The organism is Paraglaciecola polaris LMG 21857 (assembly GCF_000315055.1).
Taxonomy (GTDB): Bacteria; Pseudomonadota; Gammaproteobacteria; order Enterobacterales; family Alteromonadaceae; genus Paraglaciecola; species Paraglaciecola polaris.
On record NZ_BAER01000120.1, the window covers coordinates 1 to 20540 of the forward strand.

Here is a 20540-nt window from a genome sequence, read left to right on the forward strand (position 1 = left end):
AGGTTATATTGGTCAATTCCCACGAAATATACAATGTGTTTAGAAGACGGAAGCGAGACGACCGAGTCTGAACGCATGAGTAAAGTTCGCAATCACTAGTTTTTCTACGGTAGATAGGAATGAATATCAGGAAATGAGTTACCTATTTTTAGCTAGCCCTGTGATAATGGCGGATTGCCGCTGCGGGAGGACCTACAGCGTTTTAAATGAAGCTTTTTTGAGAACAATATGAAAACTAAAACTATTTTGACCAGTTCAGTTCTAGCGGTATTTTTGAGCCTGAACGCATGTGGTCAGTTTAACCTCGCTACTCAAACAACTCCAATTGTTAAACAGTCATCTTCTGGAATATGCCATGATAAAACGAGTTCATCTTATCATCGCACGAAAAAATTCGTGGCGTTCGATTCTGTCGCCGCGTGTATAAATAGTGGAGGTCGTCTACCAAAATCAAAAACTAACGCAATAGATAAGGCGACGAAGGAAGCTATTGATAAAAATAGAAGCTTTGTAGAGCTTTATGACAGAAGCGATTGGCCGCACTGGTTAGACAGCGATAAAGACTGTCAGAATACGAGAAATGAATTGCTCATTGAGACATCAACAAAACCTGTCTCTTTTAAATCAGAGAAGCAGTGCAATGTGCTTTTAGGGCAGTGGTATGACCCATACTCGGGTGGCACTTATAGTGTGTCCAAAGAGTTAGATCTCGACCACATCGTCCCGCTAAAATTTGCTCATGGAGGAGATAAATGGAGTAGACAGCGGAAGGCCTTATTTGCCAATGACGTCGAAAACCTCATACTCGTTCAAGCGTCTTTGAACCGTCGAAAAGGGGCTAAAGGACTTGATGAGTGGATTCCACCTAACCACCCATACCGATGTGAATATATAGAACGTTTTAACCGCGTGATGACTAAGTATGCATTGGCATTTATCCCATCTGAACAGCGTATCGTTGACAGAATGGTTAAGGCTTGTAGTCAGAGTAATTGATTGATAACTCATGCGGAACGTACTGTTATTTATTGATTTAGGGGACAACCTATCATCTGAGATAGCGTCACTCGTTGTTGCATTATTTCTAATTATATGCGGCTTTTATAATTATATATTTTGGATATAAAAGCACATAAAGCGAACTTTACTTGGGGTGCTGTCAACCTCAAGGCTTCTTGTATCAACTCGGTTGAGTATGCTTATCAATAACATTTTTTACGTTACTTCGACTTCATAAGGTAAAGTGATATCAACCAACACAGTCAATGCATTTGTGATAACTGATTTAGTCTTGCTTTCCTTGCTTTAAGGCGGATTAAAACTAATCTGAATGGGTGTAAACTCAAAATGGATATTTAAGTTTTATGATTAATTCAGTTGAAGAATTTGAAGCGCGTTTTGGTGAGATTGATGTAAAAACAATTTTCGCAAGTGAAGATGCAAGGATCAAGCGATACAACGTAAGATTCGACGAATACGCTCGAAATTCTAAGCGTCTTACAGACATTCTTGAACAGAGCCTTAAAAACGCATTGGATTCAGAGTCAAGAGCCTCGCTTGCACGACCTTTCCGCGAGTTATTAAACAAGGTTAGGTATGTGAATCAAATGACCTCATTTCGGTTATTAAGTAACGCATCAACAATCAGTCAACTTTTATCGTTAACGCGCCAAAATATCCTGTTGTCATACCACCAAAGCACTATTAATGACATAAATGCTAACACTAAGGCTGTTAATGGGGCGTTGGAAAATTACCTCAATAAAAAAGCAATTGAAAAAGTTACTACTAAAAATCAGTCCAAAAAGGCATTGTTACGTGGTAAAGCACTTTTTGGCATTACAATTGAGGTCTTGAATGAATCTGAAATTCTGTCCAGTGTGCATGAAAATTTGCTTGTACAATTTATCGAGTTACACATACAAGAAGTTGAAAATAGTGACCTAATGACCAGAACTAAGCATATGTTGATCGAGGCCCAAACACGGCTGAACGAAGCAATAACTCCTTTAAACCTCATGGGGGAATTGGTAGAGATGGTAGCGAGTGTTCCAATGATTAAGCCAATTTTACATTTGGCTAAAGCATATCTAGAAAATAGAGAAAAACACCCATTACATTCTGTAGAGCCAACAGAAAACAGTTACGAACAGGGCATAATATTCCTAAATTCAGAATTAGAAACAATCGAAAATAGAATGAATGTAAACTTGGAATTCATCAATAAAGCTCATCAAACTGTGAACGAAGTAGTTGAACAAGGCTATCTTTCCATTTAAACACTAATCATTACATGACTCCCATTTATATCCGATGAACGCGATAACGTACCAACGACATTGTCTGGCTGTTGTAAGTCAAATTGAGTTGATAGTGATGCCCATGATTCATGTCCGGCAGGTTTGTTAAGTTGAATTACACTTGTATTTTAAGGTGCTTCAATCACGACAATTTCGTATGACATCAATGTGCCAAAAAACAGCCGTTGGTGAACCACTCAGTTAACGATCACAAATGGCACAAAATGCTCATTTGATATCTTCATGCTCGTATGACCGCAATGGCCGTAAACTTACCCTTGAAGATGATGTTCGGCTATGTCTATAAATTGCTCATCGGAGCCATCCAAAGTTGCCAACTTTATTGTTCATCGACAACTTGTTCTCTATTGTTTTCTATACGCGTTCGCATATATAAATAAGTATTTCTAGCTTCAAACGAATTATTTATGCGTTCGCATATATTTATGTTATATCTACCATAAATAAGCTACAATTACCGCGAACGCATATACTATGAGGTCAGAATGCAGGTTACAATTACTGATACTAAGCAAATAGGGCAGATTGCCAAGCTAGTGAGGAAGCATCAAGGGCTTGACCAAGCCACTTCAGCTTCATTAAGTGGAAATGGCACCACGTTCACCAGTGAATTTGAAAACGGAAAACCAACCGTTGAGATAGGGCGTGTATTGAATGTCCTCGATGCTCTTGGGATCACTGTGACACTTGATATTCCTATGCAAACAGAAATGTTAACGGCAATGGAAAGAAACCAAATTGAACTCATTATCACAGGATAAGCTGTAATGCGTCGTATTTTGAATGTGTTTATCGACAAAAGCCTAGTTGGCGAGTTATCAGAAGATAATAACATCTGGTCCTTTGTGTATGAGCCTAATTGGTTAGCTGCACCAGAAAGCTTTCCGATATCTCCCAGTATTCCCTTGGTAGAAGATAAGCAAACAGACGGCTCATCTACTCGCCCCATTCAATGGTTCTTTGACAACCTGTTGCCAGAGGAAAAAGCACGAGAGTTACTTGCCAGTGATATCAAGGAGCCTGTAGAGGACGTGTTTGCATTATTAACGAAAGCTGGTGCTGAATCTGCTGGGGCAATCACATTACTGCCACCAGACACCCCTATTTCAGAAGGTGATATACACTCACTGACCGATGAAGAAATGAACACCCGTATTGAATCGCTACCGAAGACATCATTAAATCGTAGTGAGCGGAAACGTATGTCATTAGCCGGTGCGCAACACAAGATGTTAGTCGTGTTACATAAGGGAAAATTATATGAGCCAAGTGGCAACATGCCTTCAACTCACATCCTAAAACCATGTCATTCAGATCCAGATGTATATTACCAAACACCCATCAACGAGTGGTTTGTGATGAAACTTGCTGATAAATGTGGACTCAATGTGCCGCTTGTCGATATCGTTTATTTTCCAGAGCCTGCTTATATGATTGAGCGATTTGACAGAAAAGGACATCACCCACACCAGCAAAGGTTGCATATGTTGGATGGCTGTCAGCTTTTGAATTACCCGCACTTGACAAAATACCGCAATAACAATGTCGCAAGTTTAGTGAATATCGTGGATAAAACGCGTACAAAAGCTAAAACACTATTAGAAATATTTCGCTGGGCTTGTTTCAATGCCATGGTGGGCAATGGTGATGCACATTTAAAGAACCTGTCATTTTTTATTAGCAAAAACTACATAACCATGACCCCACATTATGATCTGCTAAGTACAGCAATATATGAAGGTATAGGGAAGCATCTCGATCATGAGCTGGCTCAGGAAATGGGCGGCGTGAAAATTTTAGCTGATTTGAAACGGGACCATGTATTGGCCTTTGGCATTGAATTGGGATTGCGCGAGAAATTGGCCGCATCAACGTTAGACGATGTGATTAAAAAAATTGTGCCTGCCTCAACATCTATGCTGATGATAGCTGAAAAAGAGCGAGATTTTGGTGAGGTTAGAACCATAAGTGAAATACATTACAACTGTATAATGGAAATGTCAGGCAGACTCGCCTGACACAATCCCTTGAGATGTTAATATGCAGAATCCTCCCACCGTCTGTTGATCGCTCAAGGCAGTCTGTCCGGATAGATCAAACCCTATCATCTGAGAGTGTCAGTTTAGTGAGATACTACATGTAATAGTGCAATATGGGTGTCATTGTCGCTGCTTTACATTTAAACGGTGTATTCACTGAGCTTTCCAAAGTGGAAAAAAGCTTACGACCTTGTCGATTAACCGTATCTTTGACATAGCCAATAAATCCTTCACGACGAATACTAGTTTGCGCTACCGACGCCATTAAAAAGTTCCATTTCCAACTTAGCCAAGTTCATATTCTCGAGTAATTATTAAACTGAGTCTACATTTGGTTATTCAATTGATTAACCAAATGTAGACTAGCCGATATCATCACCTCTACTAAATATTAGGTACCCGAACTGAAATGGCATAGTCGATGAGGCATTTAATCTTTCCCTAAATGCAGTTTACTTTTTCGAATTTTTGGTAACGTTTTTGGGCGCCTAATAGGATCGCATATAAATGCAGCACGTATTTAAGGGCGTTGGAAGAATGCTTTCCAACCTCACTGACTGAGAAAGTCATTTTGTTTGCATAAGGATGTTGAAAGTGCAAATTCAAACGCCCGTGTGGATACCGACGTTCATCTGAGACAAAACTGTCTTCTACGATTTCAGTGTCCTTTGGCCAGTTAGATTGTGATGTCCAAATGTCTACCTGATCAGTTGACTCTTTATTTCGATTGGGATTCAGAACTACAAACCAACGCCCATTCGGGATTAGCTCCCTAATTCCATGGAAAAACTTAGAAAGTTCCAGAGGACAACTAAATATGATTTCGCTATGCCCATGAGTCATTCGTTGAAACAACATGTCTGTTGATTGTCGAACCACCTGTCGATCTTGGACTTTGGTTTTGGCCAACTTTCTCTCAATTACCTCAACGTCTTCTGCTTCAGCTGCACAACTAGGCTTGGATGGAGCCAACCGCGCGCCATTGTTCGGATAAAGGCGAGATTTTCCTTTTGTAGTCGTGTATTCCGGCCTCTCCTTAATAACTTTGGCGGTAAGCAGAATATCGGCTCCCCACATTTCATTCAGCCCCAGAGCTTCTGTAACAATCTTAATTTTCAGTTCTTTTTCCACACGGCTTAGATTTAGAGCCTCATCATGCGTCCGTAAAATAGTATCTACATCTGCCAATGTCGGGGTGGGTTCTTTGATGTCAGTCAGAATAACGTTTTTCATAATGTCTAGTCCTTGACGTTTTTGGGTTAAGCGATTAATTTGATAAGCACATTCGTGAACGAATGTTTCAACTTCTAAAGGCGTATATGATTGTGAGAAAACTTGAGCTGGCGATTTACGCATAAACTTTTCGAACGTAGATGGCCTAACACCTGATAGCCGAAACCAAAAATTATTTTGGAACTTGCGGTCTAATTTTCTAACCTGCTGATAAAGTAAGAGGTCGGAGAAGTGGCAGTACGTTGATAACGAAATCCCTTGGTTAAGATGTCCAGCATGTGAAGAAAGCTGATATAGGCGATCTTGTTGGTCGCCTATATCCATCATTGTTTTGATTTTATTAGCCTGTTCAATTGAGAATGGTGTAAACAACTCGATTAGCTCATCATCTCCAAATAATACCAATTGAATAATAGATAGGGCTGAATGCCTCAATTGGTAGAATGGTGTCGGCTCACCGAGATAGCCAGACAGTAAAAGACTGCAACTGCGAGCGAGCTTTTGAAAATCTATCGTCTGACCAAAACGTGGGTCAAGTGTAAAGAGAGATTGATGCTTTGACCCACGAGCTTGATGTTTGCGCATATTTATAAAGCTACAAAAATGTTTGTATTCATCCATTACAAAGAATGGTTCAAGCTTCAACACTCGACATGAAGATGGTGACTTGAGGTTTCGTCTAATAATTACTTCACCAAGCCCTTCAGTATCGACATCCGATACAAGTAGGTCTAGTTCATGTGGTCGCAATCCCAGTCGTCTCATTAGTATTAGTGCCATCTTAATGCAAAGACACTCATGCTCGGTTGCTGTACTAAAGGTTTTGTCGATGTCACTTAATAGATGTTGAAAATGAGATTCGTTTATCACAACGGTTCTAACACAACCTACGTGTGCACCTTCAAAACTGTCAGGTACAGGCGTTCCAAGGTGCATACTCATAAACGTTATAATACTAGACAAAGAGGCATAAATTTTTTGGTCATCAGACTTCTTATCATCTAGCATATCTTCATACAATTGTGTTATTTCCGCATCATTGAGAGTTTCAAGCTGCACGTCCAAAGTGAGCGAAAGCCATGTATGTCCTAACACCGACAAATGTCTTACTGCAGATGAAGCTTTCTTCCACTCTTTATCTTCATACTTCTTATACATCCACATGATCATCACTTCCTGAGCTTGCGATATATCTTGTTCGAGCAATTTTTGTAACTCGATTTTTAATGCGCTGATGCTATTCCTTGACGTAGCAATCAACTTTCTTAAAGTTTTAAGAAAGTTATCATTGGTGACACGATCGGACTTAGCGCTGCTAACTTTTGACGTCTTCAATTTGGTCTTAGCAATCTCCCTGACATGAAGATGTTTTATCTGAGACTTCTTAATCTTATGGCCAGTTTGAGCACTTAAGCTATTAAGAGATGTAGATGCACTTTGGACAGTTCCTTCAACGAATCCACGTTGCCACATATATAGATCAATACCTGGCTGCCTAAAGAGCCACGCAGAAAAAGCCTTCAGCATAGTCTTTGGCGCAAGCTTAGAGATGTCTTTGGCAGCGGGGATCCTTGCAAATAATTCACTCAACGATCTAATTGCCGAACTATTTTCAGGTGAAAATTGCTCTTTCACCTTAAAAAAGCCAGTGATGGCTGCCATAGCAACCGAATCCAGATAGAAGAGCCTTTGAGTAACCAATTGGTCTTCGTCAATAACATTACAAAAATGACTATCTTTTTGATAATTGATCGGAATTACATAGAGATTTCCTATTTTTACAACGGGGCGCTCAACAGTGACAAGAATCCGATACAATTCTTTAAATAATTCAAGGAAACATACGCCGCTACATAAACAGAAAAATAATGCCCATTCTAAGCGCCGCTCTGGAGTTGGTGAGCGTATATCCTGGACCTCTTTGAGAACAAGTTCATAAACCTCTTCCACCTGATTGCTACTTATTTCTATCTTAAGAGAGAAATCAGGGGTTTCTCTTGTTGGGTTTTTATTTTCATAGGTCAGCCGTAATATTCGAACTAAAGTATTCTGTATAAGGGGCAAAAACGATAGATCGGCGCACTCTGTGGACAGCAGATCTAATAATTCATGATATTGTTGTTTGCGTTCTGATTTGCTGGCTTTTAAGAACAGCTGTGCACCATACTGAGATACTATTAAACCCCTAATAAACCTTTCAGCTATCTCTGAATGTTGTTTAGATGGACATTGGTTCAACTGTAAAATCAGATCATTCAAATTATACATGGGGTCCCCCCACCATCTTCGATAAAGGGGATAATAGAGGAATATCCCAGTGCTTAAGTAAAAGCTCTATATTTTCGCTAACCCCCCTAAGTGCTCCAAAAGATAGCGAAGACAATCCAGAGAAAGTATGATCAAGAGGAGGGTTGTGACCCATGAATGCTTTGAGAGAGTCTCGGCATTGTCCGCGCATAACCAGGTGCGTCGCTATGGTATGGCGGTGCCAATTTCGGTGCAAAGGATATTGGTCGATTAGCGAGCTGTTAAAAGCTGCGGTGTCAGCCTTCACCATTTTGTCGTTATGCAAATCCCAATATTGAAAGAAGGGAGCATCACCATCTACCATTCTAGTTATTTCATTCGCAACCATTGGGTAAACAAAACGTTGTCGTTTATCCAAAGCCATAAGATAGCCAATATAGTCGTGAAAGATTTTTCTCACACTGAATGGGACCGGGATGCGACGAAGAGATGATTCACCTTTATCGACGATTAACAGACTTGAAAAATCATTAGCGAAAGAATTCCGCTTCACTACATCTTTACTAACGGGTCTCATCAGTGTAACAAGATGAAATAATTCAAGCAGATATGATGTATACCTATTGTGAAATTCTTGTTGGGTGAGTTGAGAATAATCCCTTAAGCACTGTAGATGACTTTCGAAAACAGCCTTCACCCCTGCTGAAGTTAGCGCACGCTTACTTCCAAAGTTTTCATTAAAAGGCTTCACTTCCAGAACGTCTGGATCGACACCTAAAAGTTGAGATTGATATTTGATCAACTTCACATGCATATCAGCTTGATTAAAGCATACGTAAAAACTTTGCATGGAATTGTGCTGGTCAATACCGCTAATAAAATCCAGTTCAGCTCTGGATAAACCTACTGCTTTCGCACAGCATTCAATATTCCTTCGAATACCAGTTAGAGTAGGACGACGTGTTAGTACATCAAATTTATTACCCAGATAAGTTTCGACTAAGGCTTTTCTGTTATCGTTAATTGAAGGTGAATTTATTACCTCTATTAAGCGCTGAGCAAGAACTGAAGGAAGTGGAATAACTCCGTATTCTGATGATTTGATGTGAAATGACTTCCACATCTGAGGTAATTTCAGGTCATTAAATTTCCAGGATGAACGCAAATAATAATAGTTTTTGTCTCGCTGAATATCTTCGTTTCTTAACAAAAGTAATTGAGGTACGGACCATCCAACCAACAAAGATACGAGCAATAAAACGGCTTCTTCGTCTTGTAAATTATGCCAACAGTGGATTGCAATCCTCTTGCTTAAACCTTCAGATAAAATGGAAGGCGAACTGCAGAGCATCTTTAGGCGTCTTCTAAGATATGCCGGCTTATACCTATTTGACGTTACGCTGTTTTCAGAACTCGACGAACTAAGTTGATAGCTATCAGCTTTACTTGTATTCATTATTTACTCCTAGCGACGATTTTCTGGTTTGTGATTCTTCCTGTCTCTCGACACGTCGCCGATTTACACCATATAGTTTCTCTGTAACTAGATGTGCTTTAGGTGGCATTAAACTTGTGCTGGGCAGCATAAGGATATCTTGAGGAATAGGGCATTGACGTAGTAACAAAGCAGTAGAGGCAAGATACCCGTCTTCATGAAGGTTGCTAAGGGCAAGATGAAATGCATATTGCCATGCTGTTTGAGCGATCCGTGTGATGGTAGTCTCAAATGGGAAGACTAAGATTGGGATAGGTTGTTCGCTTAGCCCTAAAGAAAATGGGGGAAGCAAGTACTTCCAGCCAGCAAAAAGTTGAAAACACCCCTTTTGGTCAGATACAACCAATGGCATTTCAAAAGCGCCGTGTCCTAGCAGTGTAGGTTTGAGGAACTTTTCATCAACCTGAAATTGAAAGGTTCTCGTGTATTCAAAAGCAATTTTTGCTTCGCAATGCGGCGATATCAATTTCGGCTTGATATTCTCGACTCTAATCCCTTTGATCATTACAGTACATCTCCATTTTAAACTACGATCACACATGACCAATCAAGATATGTGCCAACATGAAAAAACAAAGAGATTTATCTATAAGCATCTGTTTTAAAATAAAAAATAAAATTCAGTTATGGCCGGAGGACTGTCTACATTAGAAAGGAATGGCATTTGATACTTTACACTTCGAAAAATCCCGCTTTTCGGTGTCAGGAATATTTACATCACTTGTAAGTATCTGATTTTAAAATGTTATTTTAGTGTTCATCATTCGAAAAGTATCATTTTCTAACTTAAGCTGATTTATGCGTCTAAAAGCTTTACACATTTCACCACTAAAGTTACCGAGGTGATAAGTAACCCCAATACTTTCCAAATTAAGCAGTTTATATCATTGTTACACTAGATTTGATGAAGGCGAACAAGATGAGTTACTAAATATGATGCTTGTAACAACAGTGGGCTGGATAAATTGATATGTCTGAATCCAGCACTATGCTTTCGATGCTTTCCTCGCAGTAAGAAATATATCTTAAGATATAAAAGTGTTAATCCTTCCTGCTAACTTGGAACTGTCCTGCAGCCTCTCATATTGCCGCCGACATAGTTTAAAAAAGCACAATGTCGCACTTCGCTTCAAACTAAAGGTTAAGAAGCTAGTCTCTAAAGCGTGTCTGGATTTTTCATAATCATATTGTCGATAATTGGGTTAAGTAGCTGAAATGCAGCACCGCCTTTAAATTATTCACAGTATACAGCCATGTACACACTTCATGCACAATCTGCTTTCTCAATATGTACCGTCGTTTGAAAAAATTGATAGTAACTTTGATACATCTTTTGTCGTCAATACTCGAAGAAAATGTTTGTCATACAAAACACTTTCGGTATCGGGATTTATTAACTTAGTTATAAGCTGAGAGATGGATAATATTTCACTAATTCGCAATTCGTCATCTAAGACTTGTGCGTAAGCTACAATGAAAGCAGTACAAAGAAATATGCATTGGCTATGTAAGTCATCTCCCCAAAGAGCTATCTCGTTTAGCCAACTGAGCACTGGATGCACCACTGAACCCTTATCTAATGCAGCGCAATTGAATAAATAATATGTATACAGATCAAACTGTTTAAAATTTAGCGCAGCTAAGTGGTGTACATTATTTGTATCACAATCTAGAGTCGATAGATAAGGTACAGAAATAGATATGTAGGTTTGTTCCGTTCGGCATTGCTCTTATTACAATTGATTTGGTGTGAGATGTTTCGAGTGCTAACCTCGAAATGACATTGAATGGGAAATTGACTTTGACGGTCATGCCGCGAAGTATTTTATTGAGGTAAAAACTGGACAAAAGATCCACGCTCGAAATGAAGTTTTGTGGCCTACCTGTGACCGTGACCAAATTAGTTGGTATTAATAGATGTACTTCGGGGGTACGATGCGAAACCATAACATACTGTTTTTAAAGGAATATCACGTTTTTAGCCGGTTGACCCCGAACGGCACCATTTAGCTGGCCCGCTCTCTGGAGGCAAAGGTCATGAGTTCGAATCTCGTCGGGTGCACCATTTCTTAGGACTTTCAGGCCATGTCAGAAAAAACTGGTGACTATTCACTATGGCAGGGGGTGGAAAATGATAGAGGACTTGAAGCTAAACCCGCTCAGACGTGTAGCTTTACTTCTAATACATCGGTAATACGCTGAGCTTTGCCTTTCCACACATAACGCAGGTGGCAACCTTGTACAGTGGGCGATAAAGCTATTGGTTTAAAAAGCCCCACGCATTCACCTCCAGCATACCTAACGCTACGATAGAGTAAGCCATTTGAACCCTCTTTACGTTGTTGGGCTGCAAAAGTTTGTGGTGCGTCATAACTATTAGGATCGTGCAGGCCATCGTAGCTCGACCCTCTTATATCATCTACAGGTAACACCACTTGATTGATATATTCACGCATTGTAATTTCGGTATCGGGCTCTTGGGTGGTTGCCAAAAACACTTCACGGTGGTGGCGCGTCTCGGCTATTGCGGTGTCCAATGAGTTAGCACCATAATAAACCCCATACTTACCAAAGGTGAAACGACTTTCTCGCCCTATATGGGTGAATGCAGCCATTACAGGAGTGCTGCCTTGTCCATATATCCTGCTTTGAGGCTCAACAAGTGTTATTACGCCCGCGTCCTCTAGTAACCTATCATTAGTTAGGCTTTCGACAGCATAAAGAATATCAAACTCATCTTGGTTCGCTACGTCTTCAAAAAGACTAATAGGTGGAAAATGAGAGGGGATAAGCCGATGAACTTTATCGGCCCAACTAGGCAAAATAGCACTCAATGATTAACCCCTCACCGCGTCTAGATATCGACGCAAATCAAGCATGCTAATCATATTACCAGTACAAAACTGCTCTCTGGCTGGCTTACCGTTAAAATGGGTGTTCGCCTTATTAATCCATGCATGAGCCTGCTCAGCTGTGGGGAACAGCAAGCGCAGCGCTTTGTAAACGCCTAACACAATAGATACGCGTGTGAGCTGGTCTTGCGTTAACTTTGTTGCGTCTCCGCGCTTCCATTTAAAAAACGTGCCGCGACTAGGCTCCCCCATTAATCGAAGCGCCTCTTCTGTATTCAAATCCCATTTGTCACAGATATTGAAAAACGCCTTCATGCTGGTTTTGGCGACCTGTGCATGATCAAATTGATCGAGTTTTTTAACAGTTGTGGTCATGGTTTCCTCCTACGGCAGATAACAGTATAGTATAAAAATACACTATTTTCACTTATTGGTACATTTTAAGACTTAATAATTAATGGTTTTACAGTTAGTAACCCCGCAAGGTAATTTGGCTTATGCAGCCAAGCAATCATCGAAAAGTAAATCTAAGGGCTGTGAGGATTTTGCGTTAAAACGTGTAACAATTTTCTCTCGAGTTTGCCGGGAGTCAGGCAATAAGTTGTCGAAGTAATTGAAGACATTTTGCGAGGTGATTTTACCTTTATACAATGGTAACGATAAAGACAGCGGTCTAGCTTTCAGATTATCAAGCCAGTCGTTAGCGTACTGCAATACATGCGCACCCCTCTGCTGTTTAATCAATTCACCCACATATTCTTGGTTAAAATAAAGGTGTAATGAAGGCATTCCTCAACTGTCCTCATCGTTCAGCGCATTCGAGGCGGTGTCAGATACCTGCATATTCACTTGTAAAGCCTGCATGATCTTGAATACGGTCTGTAACTGGCAGCACTCCGGGTCGTTCTCGAAGTTTTAGATCCTTGCTTGTTTGCCCCCTGCTTTGGCGGAAATTTATTGCTGGGTCCAATTGTGTTTGCTTCGAATTAACAGCAACTGATTGGCCAATTGCTTTGGACTGTAAATCATCTGAGGTTTCCTCTATACGCTAAAGGGATATATTGTTTAGTCATTAACTTGCGGTAAAACTACCTGCTTACAGCTTGTAGCATTCATCACGTCGCCGCCTATTCATTCAGTGCGCTAAATACGTCTTTATATTGAGCGCGTAACTCGACTTTTCTGACTTTTCCAGTGCCGGTAACCGGCAGGGTTTCGCAAATAAAAATGGCCTTAGGTACTTCGAATTTACCTAGCTGTGCTTTACAGTGAGCTTCGATATGAGGGATATCTACTTCGCTCAATGTTGCGCTGATAATACAGGCGCAAACCGCTTCGCCCCAATGGGGATGGCTCACGCCAAAGGCGGCCGCTCGCTCGATGCCGTCTAGTAATTCCAAGGCCTGCTCTACCTTTTGTGATGATACATTCTCACCGCCAGATTTAATGGTGTCTTTGATCCGGTCAATAAACAGCAGCTGCCCTTGATTGTCTATTAACCCAATATCGCCGGTATGGTGCCAGCCGAATTTCGCTGCTTCCTCGGTGGCTTGCTCATTCATATAATAGCCACTCATGACCTGTGGCCCGCGCCACGCTATTTCGCCCACCTCTCCGTTTGCTAGCTCATTACCTTGCGTATCAACAATCGCTTGCTCGACCATGCATACAGGTACACCCCAGTAGTTTCCTTCTGAAAACTCAGTGGCAGATTTATCGCGAAATAGGCATGCCATGGGAGCAAATTCTGTTTGGCCACTGCCCAAATGCATGACGCAGCCAAAAATACTGCGCACTTTTTCTAAGCTTTGATTGTTCATGGCGGCCATGGCGTATACGCCTAATTTGAAATGTCGAAAGTCGCGTTTTTCAACATTTGGCGTAGCCAATAATGCATGCCACATCATGGGAATAAATACGGCAGTTTCTATCTTCTCTTGTTCAAGGCTATTAACAATCACATTAGGCTCAAACACGGCGTGCAGCACGGCACAGCCGCCGCGTAGCAAAATGGGATGCAAAATTGAGAGTGCCGCACAGTGGAAAAGGGGCAACACCAGTAACATGCGATTGCCTTTATTTATGTTTAATTCTATGGCGCCAGTCAGTGCAGCTATGGTCAGAGCCACATGGGAGGATTCAACCGCCTTGGGCCGTGATGTGGTACCAGAAGTGTAAATCATATGAGCTGTGTCTCTGTCATCAATAATACGGTCACTAATTTCATGACAACTTTGATGTTCGATCAGCGCTTCTAGACTGTAATCAGATTTGCCTCTGGAATTGCCCATTTGCACAGTGAGCTTAATATGCTGATTGCTCTGTGTGCAAGCGTGCACCATCTCGCTAAACATCGCTTCGTGAATAACCGCCGCCGTTTCACTGTGCTCTAGGTTGTAACGCACATCATCAACGCCTTGCATAAAGTTAATGGGTACAGCCACCACCCCCAATTTATAGCAGGCAAAGTACACAGTAAGCATGTCGCGCTGATTGCTCGAAAATAATGCTAGTTTATCGCCTTGCTTTAATCCCTTCTCAAGTAGGCCATGGGCCAGCTGATTCACCCGATTATTTAACTCGCCATAGCTAGTCGCTCGGCGCTCACCGTCAGGGAAATCAACAATGGCTGTTTGACTAGCACTATCCCGGCTGCGTCTACGCAACAAATCGCCCATGGCAACGCGCTCGATTAGATTTTTATTCAATGCTTGGTTATTCATCTTCAAATCCTTGCTTGGTACTTTGCTGGGTATTAGCGCAAAACCTTAGGGGGCTTAGAACGATGGAAACCGTTCCATGTTGTGCTGTTGGCAGATACGGCTTGAGTCAATGGCGCCAGTGCAGGTGCAGAGCCCATACTGGCACCGCCATCCACCCAAATAGATTGCCCGCTGATAAAATTGGCGCCAGCACTCAATAAAAAACAGATCAGCGAAGAAATTTCAGCTTCGCTGGCAATACGCCCCAGTGGCACAGCGTATTTTAGATTTTTGATGGCTGCCTGCATCTCTTTTGGGTAAGTATCGAGCCCAGAAGAGGCTACCCAACCGGGGGCGACTGTGTTGACTCGTACACCATAGCGGCCCCATTCCCAGGCGGCCGTTTTGGTCAGATTTTCAACACCAGCACGGGCTGCGCCAGAATGCCCCATCCCAGGCATACCGTTTTTGTTGTCCGCGGTAATATTGACTATGTTGCCGCCATGAGCTTTGAAATGTTGAATGAACACTTCTCTGGCCATCAAGAAGCCGCCCAACAGATTGGTTTGCACAACACTTTCAAAACCTTTTTTGCTGATTGCTTCTAAGGGCGCGCGAAACTGCCCACCAGCGATATTCAGCAAGCCGTGCACGCGTTCATGGTTTTTTAAAATAGCCGAAACGGTTGCGATAACCTGCTCTTCATCACGGATATCTAAGGTGAAACAGTGCGCTTTGCCACCATCCTCGATGATCTCCTGGCAAGTGAGCTGTAATTTTTCAAGATTGCGGCCAAGCAATATTACACTCGCCCCTAAACTAGCCAGTTCATGGGCAGTGCAGCGACCGATACCGCTACCACCTCCGGTCACCAAAATGGTTTGCCCCGCAAAACTGTTCGACTTTAAGCAGGATTGATAGCTCATGATCTTTCTACCCAGCTTTTTGGCACGCTCACCTGCATGGACAACAGCATTTGCGCCGCGGCTTTGCCTTGTGTGTCAGTTCTGAGTGACGCCGTACCGCCGCCGCCTAAGGCTTGCGTCATAAAAAAGTTAAAACCATTTATGCCCGGTAAGTCATAACGCTTAACCTGTCCTTTGACCTGGTGGGCAAAATACGCACCTACTGCCTGCTCAGTAACTTGATGATAAAGCACAGGTAAAAACTTAACGTCTCGGGCAATAATACCAATATTGACGTTATCGCCTTTGTCGCCGCTTCGTGCATAAGCCAATTTGACCAGAGGTACAGTCACTTGAGGCTCTTTGGCAGCGCCGTGATCATCAAGATCATCAATAACTTCGTTGGGGTAATGCGATGCGCCAGCAAGCTCAGAACGTTCTGGTGTGAGGTAGCACTGATTAATGATGACGGTGTCATTTAACTGCACCGTAACGGGCACTTCAGACTTATCTATCAGTGCAGAATGCACTCGAATCAAAGGCTGAGGTTTGGGACGCCCTGCACCAAAGCCACTCATACCCGGCGCTGCGGAGGTTGCTAGATAGGCGATTTCACTGGCGGTAAATTGCAGCGCCGCTTTATTATCGTGGTGTAAGCCAAGCTTAGCGATGACCTCGCGAGTGTGTTGCGTTTTCGCATGGGGGCCGTAGGTGTCTTCTGCGCCCATAATTTCAATATTCGTTTGCCGATAATCCCCTAAGCCTTTGTCGGTAAACACCTTCTGCGTGCGTTTGATTAACGCATTTATATTGACTCTGGCTTTCTCTGGCGCCTGCTCACCGCCCATGAAAAACGAGCTGATAAGCTTATAACCGTCTACATAAGTCGCACACACCTTATATTGATTACTCGGCGCTCGACCTCTTGCCCCTGTGACGCTGACGCGATCCTTCGCCGTTTGAATGATTGCAATATTGCTAAAATCGCAGGCCACATCGGGTAGCAAATAGTTGGCTGGGTCACCTATCTCATATAGCACTTGCTCGCCAACCGTGGCTTCACTGACCATGCCCCCGGTGTTGGCCACTATGCCCACTTCAAAGGCGCCGCTGGCACTCACATGGGCGATGGGATAGCTCATGGTGGAAAAATCAGGGACTAAGTGCCAGTCGGTAAAATTGCCCCCTGTACACTGTGCGCCGCATTCTAAAATGTGCCCCGCCAAGGCGCCTTGGGCGAGTTTATCGTAATCATTGTGTTGCCAGCCAAATTCGTACATAAGAGGCCCAATTACCAAGGCGCTATCCACAATCCGTCCAGTTACTACCACATCCGCGCCAGCTTCTAGGGCATCGGCAATTGGCCGTGCACCCAAATAAGTGTTAATACTGGCCAAGTGTTCAGGTAGGGGTGCTCGAGTTTGCATCTCACAAAGCGCGTCGCCATTTAAGGTGCTTCGACAGTCAGATAAATCATCGCCATAAACGCCTGCGATATTCAAATTGATATCAAGCTCACTGCACAATTTCTGAAGCGCAGTAACGCAGCTAGGCACATTCATGCCCCCCGCATTGGCGACGACTTTTATGCCCTTTTGGGCGCAATCAGCCAGTACATCTTTCATGGCAACCGTGACAAAGTCGACGGCGTAGCCGTAAGCAGCATTTTTCGCTTTGGCTTGAGATAAAATGGCCATAGTGACTTCAGCTAAATAATCGAAAACCAAATAATCTATATTACCGTCATCTACCAACTGGCGAGCCGACAACTGACTGTCACCATAAAAGGCCGACGCGCCGCCAATTCTTACTATTTTATCTGTCATAAAAATCCTACATTACGCATCTGACTGCGCCTTATCATTGCGACTAATCGTCACGAGTTGCTGCTTAGATTTTACTTGCTGACCCACAGCGGTACGAACATGCTCGACGCGCCCCTTGGCCTTAGTTTTTAATTGGTGTTCCATTTTCATGGCTTCCATCACCACAATAATCTGCCCAGCTTCAACTGTGTCCCCTTCCTCCACCAGCACATCCACAATCATTCCATCCATTACAGCGTTGACTTCCGTGCTTGCGCCGTTCTCACCGGCTTTTGCAGGTTGCTGAGTAATGTTTTCGATTTGGTAATGACCGCTGCCATCATCTAAAAACAGAACTTGACGGTGCAGCGCATAATAAAAGGCGTGACGAATATCATTTTCAATCACCACACAGCGATTTGCCGTATTGCTTATGAGGGTTAACTCAGTCTTTCCTTGCTCACAGACAATTACGTAGCCTTGCCCCTGCTTGTTTATTTGCACAGCGTAGGCAAGCTCGTTAATTTTAAAGTTGAAATGATATGTCTGTTTAGCTGCACTTCCCCAAGCGTGCTGATTCATTAAAGGATGTTGGTAGTAAATCAAGGCGGCTCGGGCAAGTGTGCCTAAAGAAAGCGCCTTCTCTTGGGTGCTTTCATGTGCAGTGAAGTACTGCTCAATAAACGCTGTTGTCGCCTGCCCACCAATAAATGCAGGGTGGCGCAGTACACTAAGTAAAAAGCGTTTATTGGTGTTCACTCCGACTAATTGAACATCTTCAATGGCGCTGGCAAGACGCCGTGCGGCAGTTTCTCGGTCTGGACCATGGGCTATTACTTTAGCCAACATAGGATCGTAATGTGCGCTGACGGTGTCTCCAGTATGAATGCCGTGATCAACACGGATGCCTTCACGGTCTGGGTATTGCCACAGTAAAATATTACCGGTTTGCGGCATAAAATTCTGCCGAGGATCTTCTGCGTACAATCGTACTTCGATGGCATGACCGTTTAGCGAAACGTCGTCTTGGGTTAAGGGCAGCACTTCACCTGCCGCTACCCTTAATTGCCATTCAACCAAGTCTTGTCCGATCACTAATTCAGTGACAGGGTGCTCCACTTGTAACCGAGTGTTCATTTCTAAAAAATAGAAGTTTTTGTCTTTATCGACCAAGAACTCTACCGTTCCTGCACCTTCATAATGACAGGCTTTTGCTGCGCTCACTGCAGCCTTTCCCATACGTTTTCGCAAGGCTTCATCAACGAATAGCGATGGCGCCTCTTCGACTACCTTTTGGTGGCGACGCTGTATAGAACAGTCTCTTTCCCCTAAGTAAATGGTATTGCCCGCACTATCAGCAAATATCTGAATTTCAATATGCCGAGGTGCTAAAACTGCCCGTTCAAGAATTAATTCACCATTACCAAATGCATTTTGCGCTTCAGAGCGGGCGGTTTTGATTTGGGCCGCTAATTCGCTTTGGTCCTTAACTAAGCGCATACCACGCCCGCCACCACCAGCAGAGGCTTTAACCATGATGGGAAAACCAACCTCATGGGCTTTTTCAATTAGCACCTCGTCAGTTTGTATCTCACCCTGATAACCAGGAATACAAGGTACGCCAGCTTGTAACATCGCCACCTTAGACAACCGCTTGCTGCCCATTAATTCGATCGCCGATGCATGCGGGCCGATAAACCTAATGCCCGTCTCTTCACAGGCTCGGGCAAATGCAGGGTTTTCTGATAAAAAACCGTATCCAGGGTGAATAGCATCGGCTTGGGTTTTCTTCGCGGCAGTAATAATATTGTCGATCACTAAGTAAGACTCGGCAACACCAGCAGGGCCAACGCACACCGCTTGGTCAGCGGCAAGTACGTGGGGGGCATCTCGGTCTGCTTCGCTATAAACAGCAACAGTGCGGTAACCCATTTGGCGCGCCGTGCGGATCACCCTAAGGGCAATTTCCCCGCGATTGGCGATAAGTATTTTATTAAATGCGCCGTGCTTTTGTGCATTGTTATTGTGCGCATTGCTATTCGGTGAACCGCTATTCTGCATATCAGTCATTTGCTCAGTACTCATCTATACACACCAACTGGGTTTACGTTTCTGTAAGAAGGCTTGCGTGCCCTCTTTTCCTTCATCAGATGCAAGGGCTTGAGTAAATAAATCAGCTGCTTCATCCAGCAGCGATTCCAACTCGATTGTTCCCACTTTTAGCATCAGCGCCTTGGTGCTCGCATTTGCTTTTGGCGCACCACGCTGCACCTGTTTAAGCACATCACTTAGTTGGGTTTGCAGTGCGTCTTGTGTGTCGCAAACAAAATGCACAATCCCTAACGTTTTGCCTTGTGCCGCGCCTACTCGCTCACCTAATAGAGCTAAGCGACGGGCTTGAGTTAAGCCGATACGGGTCACCACGAAAGGAGCAATTTGCGCCGGTATTACGCCCAGCCCAGTCTCTGGCATGGCGAAAATGGCACTTTGATGGGCGATAGCAATATCTGATACGCACGCCAAGCCAAATCCTCCGCCTAGTACAGCGCCTTCAAGTTGGGTAATAATGACTTGAGGAGCATTATTCACTTGGGTGATCATGCGCCCGAAGCTACGATTAAAATTCCAGATAGCCTGTTGTGTACCCTCTGCGTTAGCCGCGTCGCTGTGCATATCTGAGATGTCACCGCCTGCACAAAAATTACCTTCACTGCCGCAGATAACGACTGCGCGAACCGAATTGTCATCTTCAATACGGCTAAATACCTCAATGACTTCGTTGACTAGGGTTAAATTCATGGCGTTTTTCTTGTGAGGTCGATTAAAGGTGATGGTCAGCACCCCTTGTACAAGACTCACTAAGATTTCGCGGTATTGCTGTTGACTTACGTTCGACATTTTTTATCTCTTCGCGGTTTAAATCGTTACGATTTCAAGCTTG

Annotated in this window: 16 protein-coding genes; 4 read left to right on the top strand and 12 right to left on the bottom strand. The window is 43.1% G+C overall.

All coding sequences use genetic code 11. The features are described from left to right. Nucleotides 1-228 precede the first annotated feature (228 nt). From GPLA_RS19415 to GPLA_RS19430, 4 genes are all read left to right on the top strand, one after another. The gene (locus GPLA_RS19415) at nucleotides 229-996 is read left to right on the top strand and encodes a GmrSD restriction endonuclease domain-containing protein (protein WP_007106707.1); all 768 of its coding nucleotides are present in this window, start codon (nucleotides 229-231) and stop codon (nucleotides 994-996) included. Nucleotides 997-1364: 368 nt separating this feature from the next. Then, nucleotides 1365-2279, top strand: coding sequence for a hypothetical protein (locus GPLA_RS19420; RefSeq protein WP_007106708.1), 915 nt, complete (start codon nucleotides 1365-1367; stop codon nucleotides 2277-2279). Nucleotides 2280-2806: 527 nt separating this feature from the next. Then, on the top strand, nucleotides 2807-3082 hold the full coding sequence (locus tag GPLA_RS19425) for a helix-turn-helix domain-containing protein (RefSeq protein WP_007106709.1): 276 nt from the start codon (nucleotides 2807-2809) through the stop codon (nucleotides 3080-3082). 6 nt (nucleotides 3083-3088) lie between these two features. Further along, complete coding sequence (locus tag GPLA_RS19430) at nucleotides 3089-4339, top strand: HipA domain-containing protein (protein WP_007106710.1); 1251 nt, start codon at nucleotides 3089-3091, stop codon at nucleotides 4337-4339. Nucleotides 4340-4454: 115 nt separating this feature from the next. Here the strand turns inward: GPLA_RS19430 and GPLA_RS23540 are convergent, their stop codons facing one another. The 12 genes from GPLA_RS23540 to GPLA_RS19485 form a co-directional block, all read right to left on the bottom strand. Next, on the bottom strand, nucleotides 4455-4625 hold the full coding sequence (locus tag GPLA_RS23540; protein ID WP_007106711.1) for a hypothetical protein: 171 nt from the start codon (nucleotides 4623-4625) through the stop codon (nucleotides 4455-4457). 176 nt (nucleotides 4626-4801) lie between these two features. Continuing rightward, the gene (locus tag GPLA_RS19435) at nucleotides 4802-7861 is read right to left on the bottom strand and encodes a hypothetical protein (protein WP_007106712.1); all 3060 of its coding nucleotides are present in this window, start codon (nucleotides 7859-7861) and stop codon (nucleotides 4802-4804) included. Then, nucleotides 7854-9296, bottom strand: coding sequence for a site-specific integrase (locus GPLA_RS19440; RefSeq protein WP_007106713.1), 1443 nt, complete (start codon nucleotides 9294-9296; stop codon nucleotides 7854-7856). The genes GPLA_RS19435 and GPLA_RS19440 overlap by 8 nt, the downstream gene beginning before the upstream one ends. After that, on the bottom strand, nucleotides 9283-9840 hold the full coding sequence (locus tag GPLA_RS19445) for a hypothetical protein (RefSeq protein ID WP_007106714.1): 558 nt from the start codon (nucleotides 9838-9840) through the stop codon (nucleotides 9283-9285). Before GPLA_RS19445 ends, GPLA_RS19440 begins: the two co-directional genes overlap by 14 nt. A 1654-nt stretch (nucleotides 9841-11494) precedes the next feature. Further along, entirely contained in the window at nucleotides 11495-12169 is a 675-nt protein-coding gene (locus tag GPLA_RS19450) for an RES family NAD+ phosphorylase (RefSeq protein WP_040515457.1), read from the bottom strand. Nucleotides 12170-12172: 3 nt separating this feature from the next. After that, nucleotides 12173-12562 (bottom strand): MbcA/ParS/Xre antitoxin family protein, encoded by a 390-nt coding sequence (locus GPLA_RS19455; RefSeq protein ID WP_007106716.1) that lies wholly within the window; start codon nucleotides 12560-12562, stop codon nucleotides 12173-12175. Between the two features lie 120 nt (nucleotides 12563-12682). Further along, complete coding sequence (locus GPLA_RS19460; RefSeq protein ID WP_007106717.1) at nucleotides 12683-12976, bottom strand: HipA N-terminal domain-containing protein; 294 nt, start codon at nucleotides 12974-12976, stop codon at nucleotides 12683-12685. Nucleotides 12977-13314: 338 nt separating this feature from the next. After that, nucleotides 13315-14910 (bottom strand): class I adenylate-forming enzyme family protein, encoded by a 1596-nt coding sequence (locus GPLA_RS19465; protein ID WP_007106718.1) that lies wholly within the window; start codon nucleotides 14908-14910, stop codon nucleotides 13315-13317. 32 nt (nucleotides 14911-14942) lie between these two features. Further along, nucleotides 14943-15815, bottom strand: coding sequence for an SDR family oxidoreductase (locus GPLA_RS19470; RefSeq protein ID WP_007106719.1), 873 nt, complete (start codon nucleotides 15813-15815; stop codon nucleotides 14943-14945). After that, nucleotides 15812-17620 carry an acyclic terpene utilization AtuA family protein gene (locus GPLA_RS19475; protein ID WP_007106720.1) on the bottom strand — a complete coding sequence of 603 codons (1809 nt, stop codon included), beginning with the start codon at nucleotides 17618-17620 and terminating at the stop codon, nucleotides 15812-15814. Before GPLA_RS19475 ends, GPLA_RS19470 begins: the two co-directional genes overlap by 4 nt. A gap of 12 nt (nucleotides 17621-17632) precedes the next feature. Next, nucleotides 17633-19684: an acetyl/propionyl/methylcrotonyl-CoA carboxylase subunit alpha gene (locus tag GPLA_RS19480; RefSeq protein ID WP_007106721.1), complete on the bottom strand. Its 2052-nt coding sequence runs from the start codon at nucleotides 19682-19684 to the stop codon at nucleotides 17633-17635. After that, nucleotides 19685-20497: an enoyl-CoA hydratase/isomerase family protein gene (locus tag GPLA_RS19485; RefSeq protein WP_007106722.1), complete on the bottom strand. Its 813-nt coding sequence runs from the start codon at nucleotides 20495-20497 to the stop codon at nucleotides 19685-19687. Nucleotides 20498-20540: the final 43 nt, after the last annotated feature.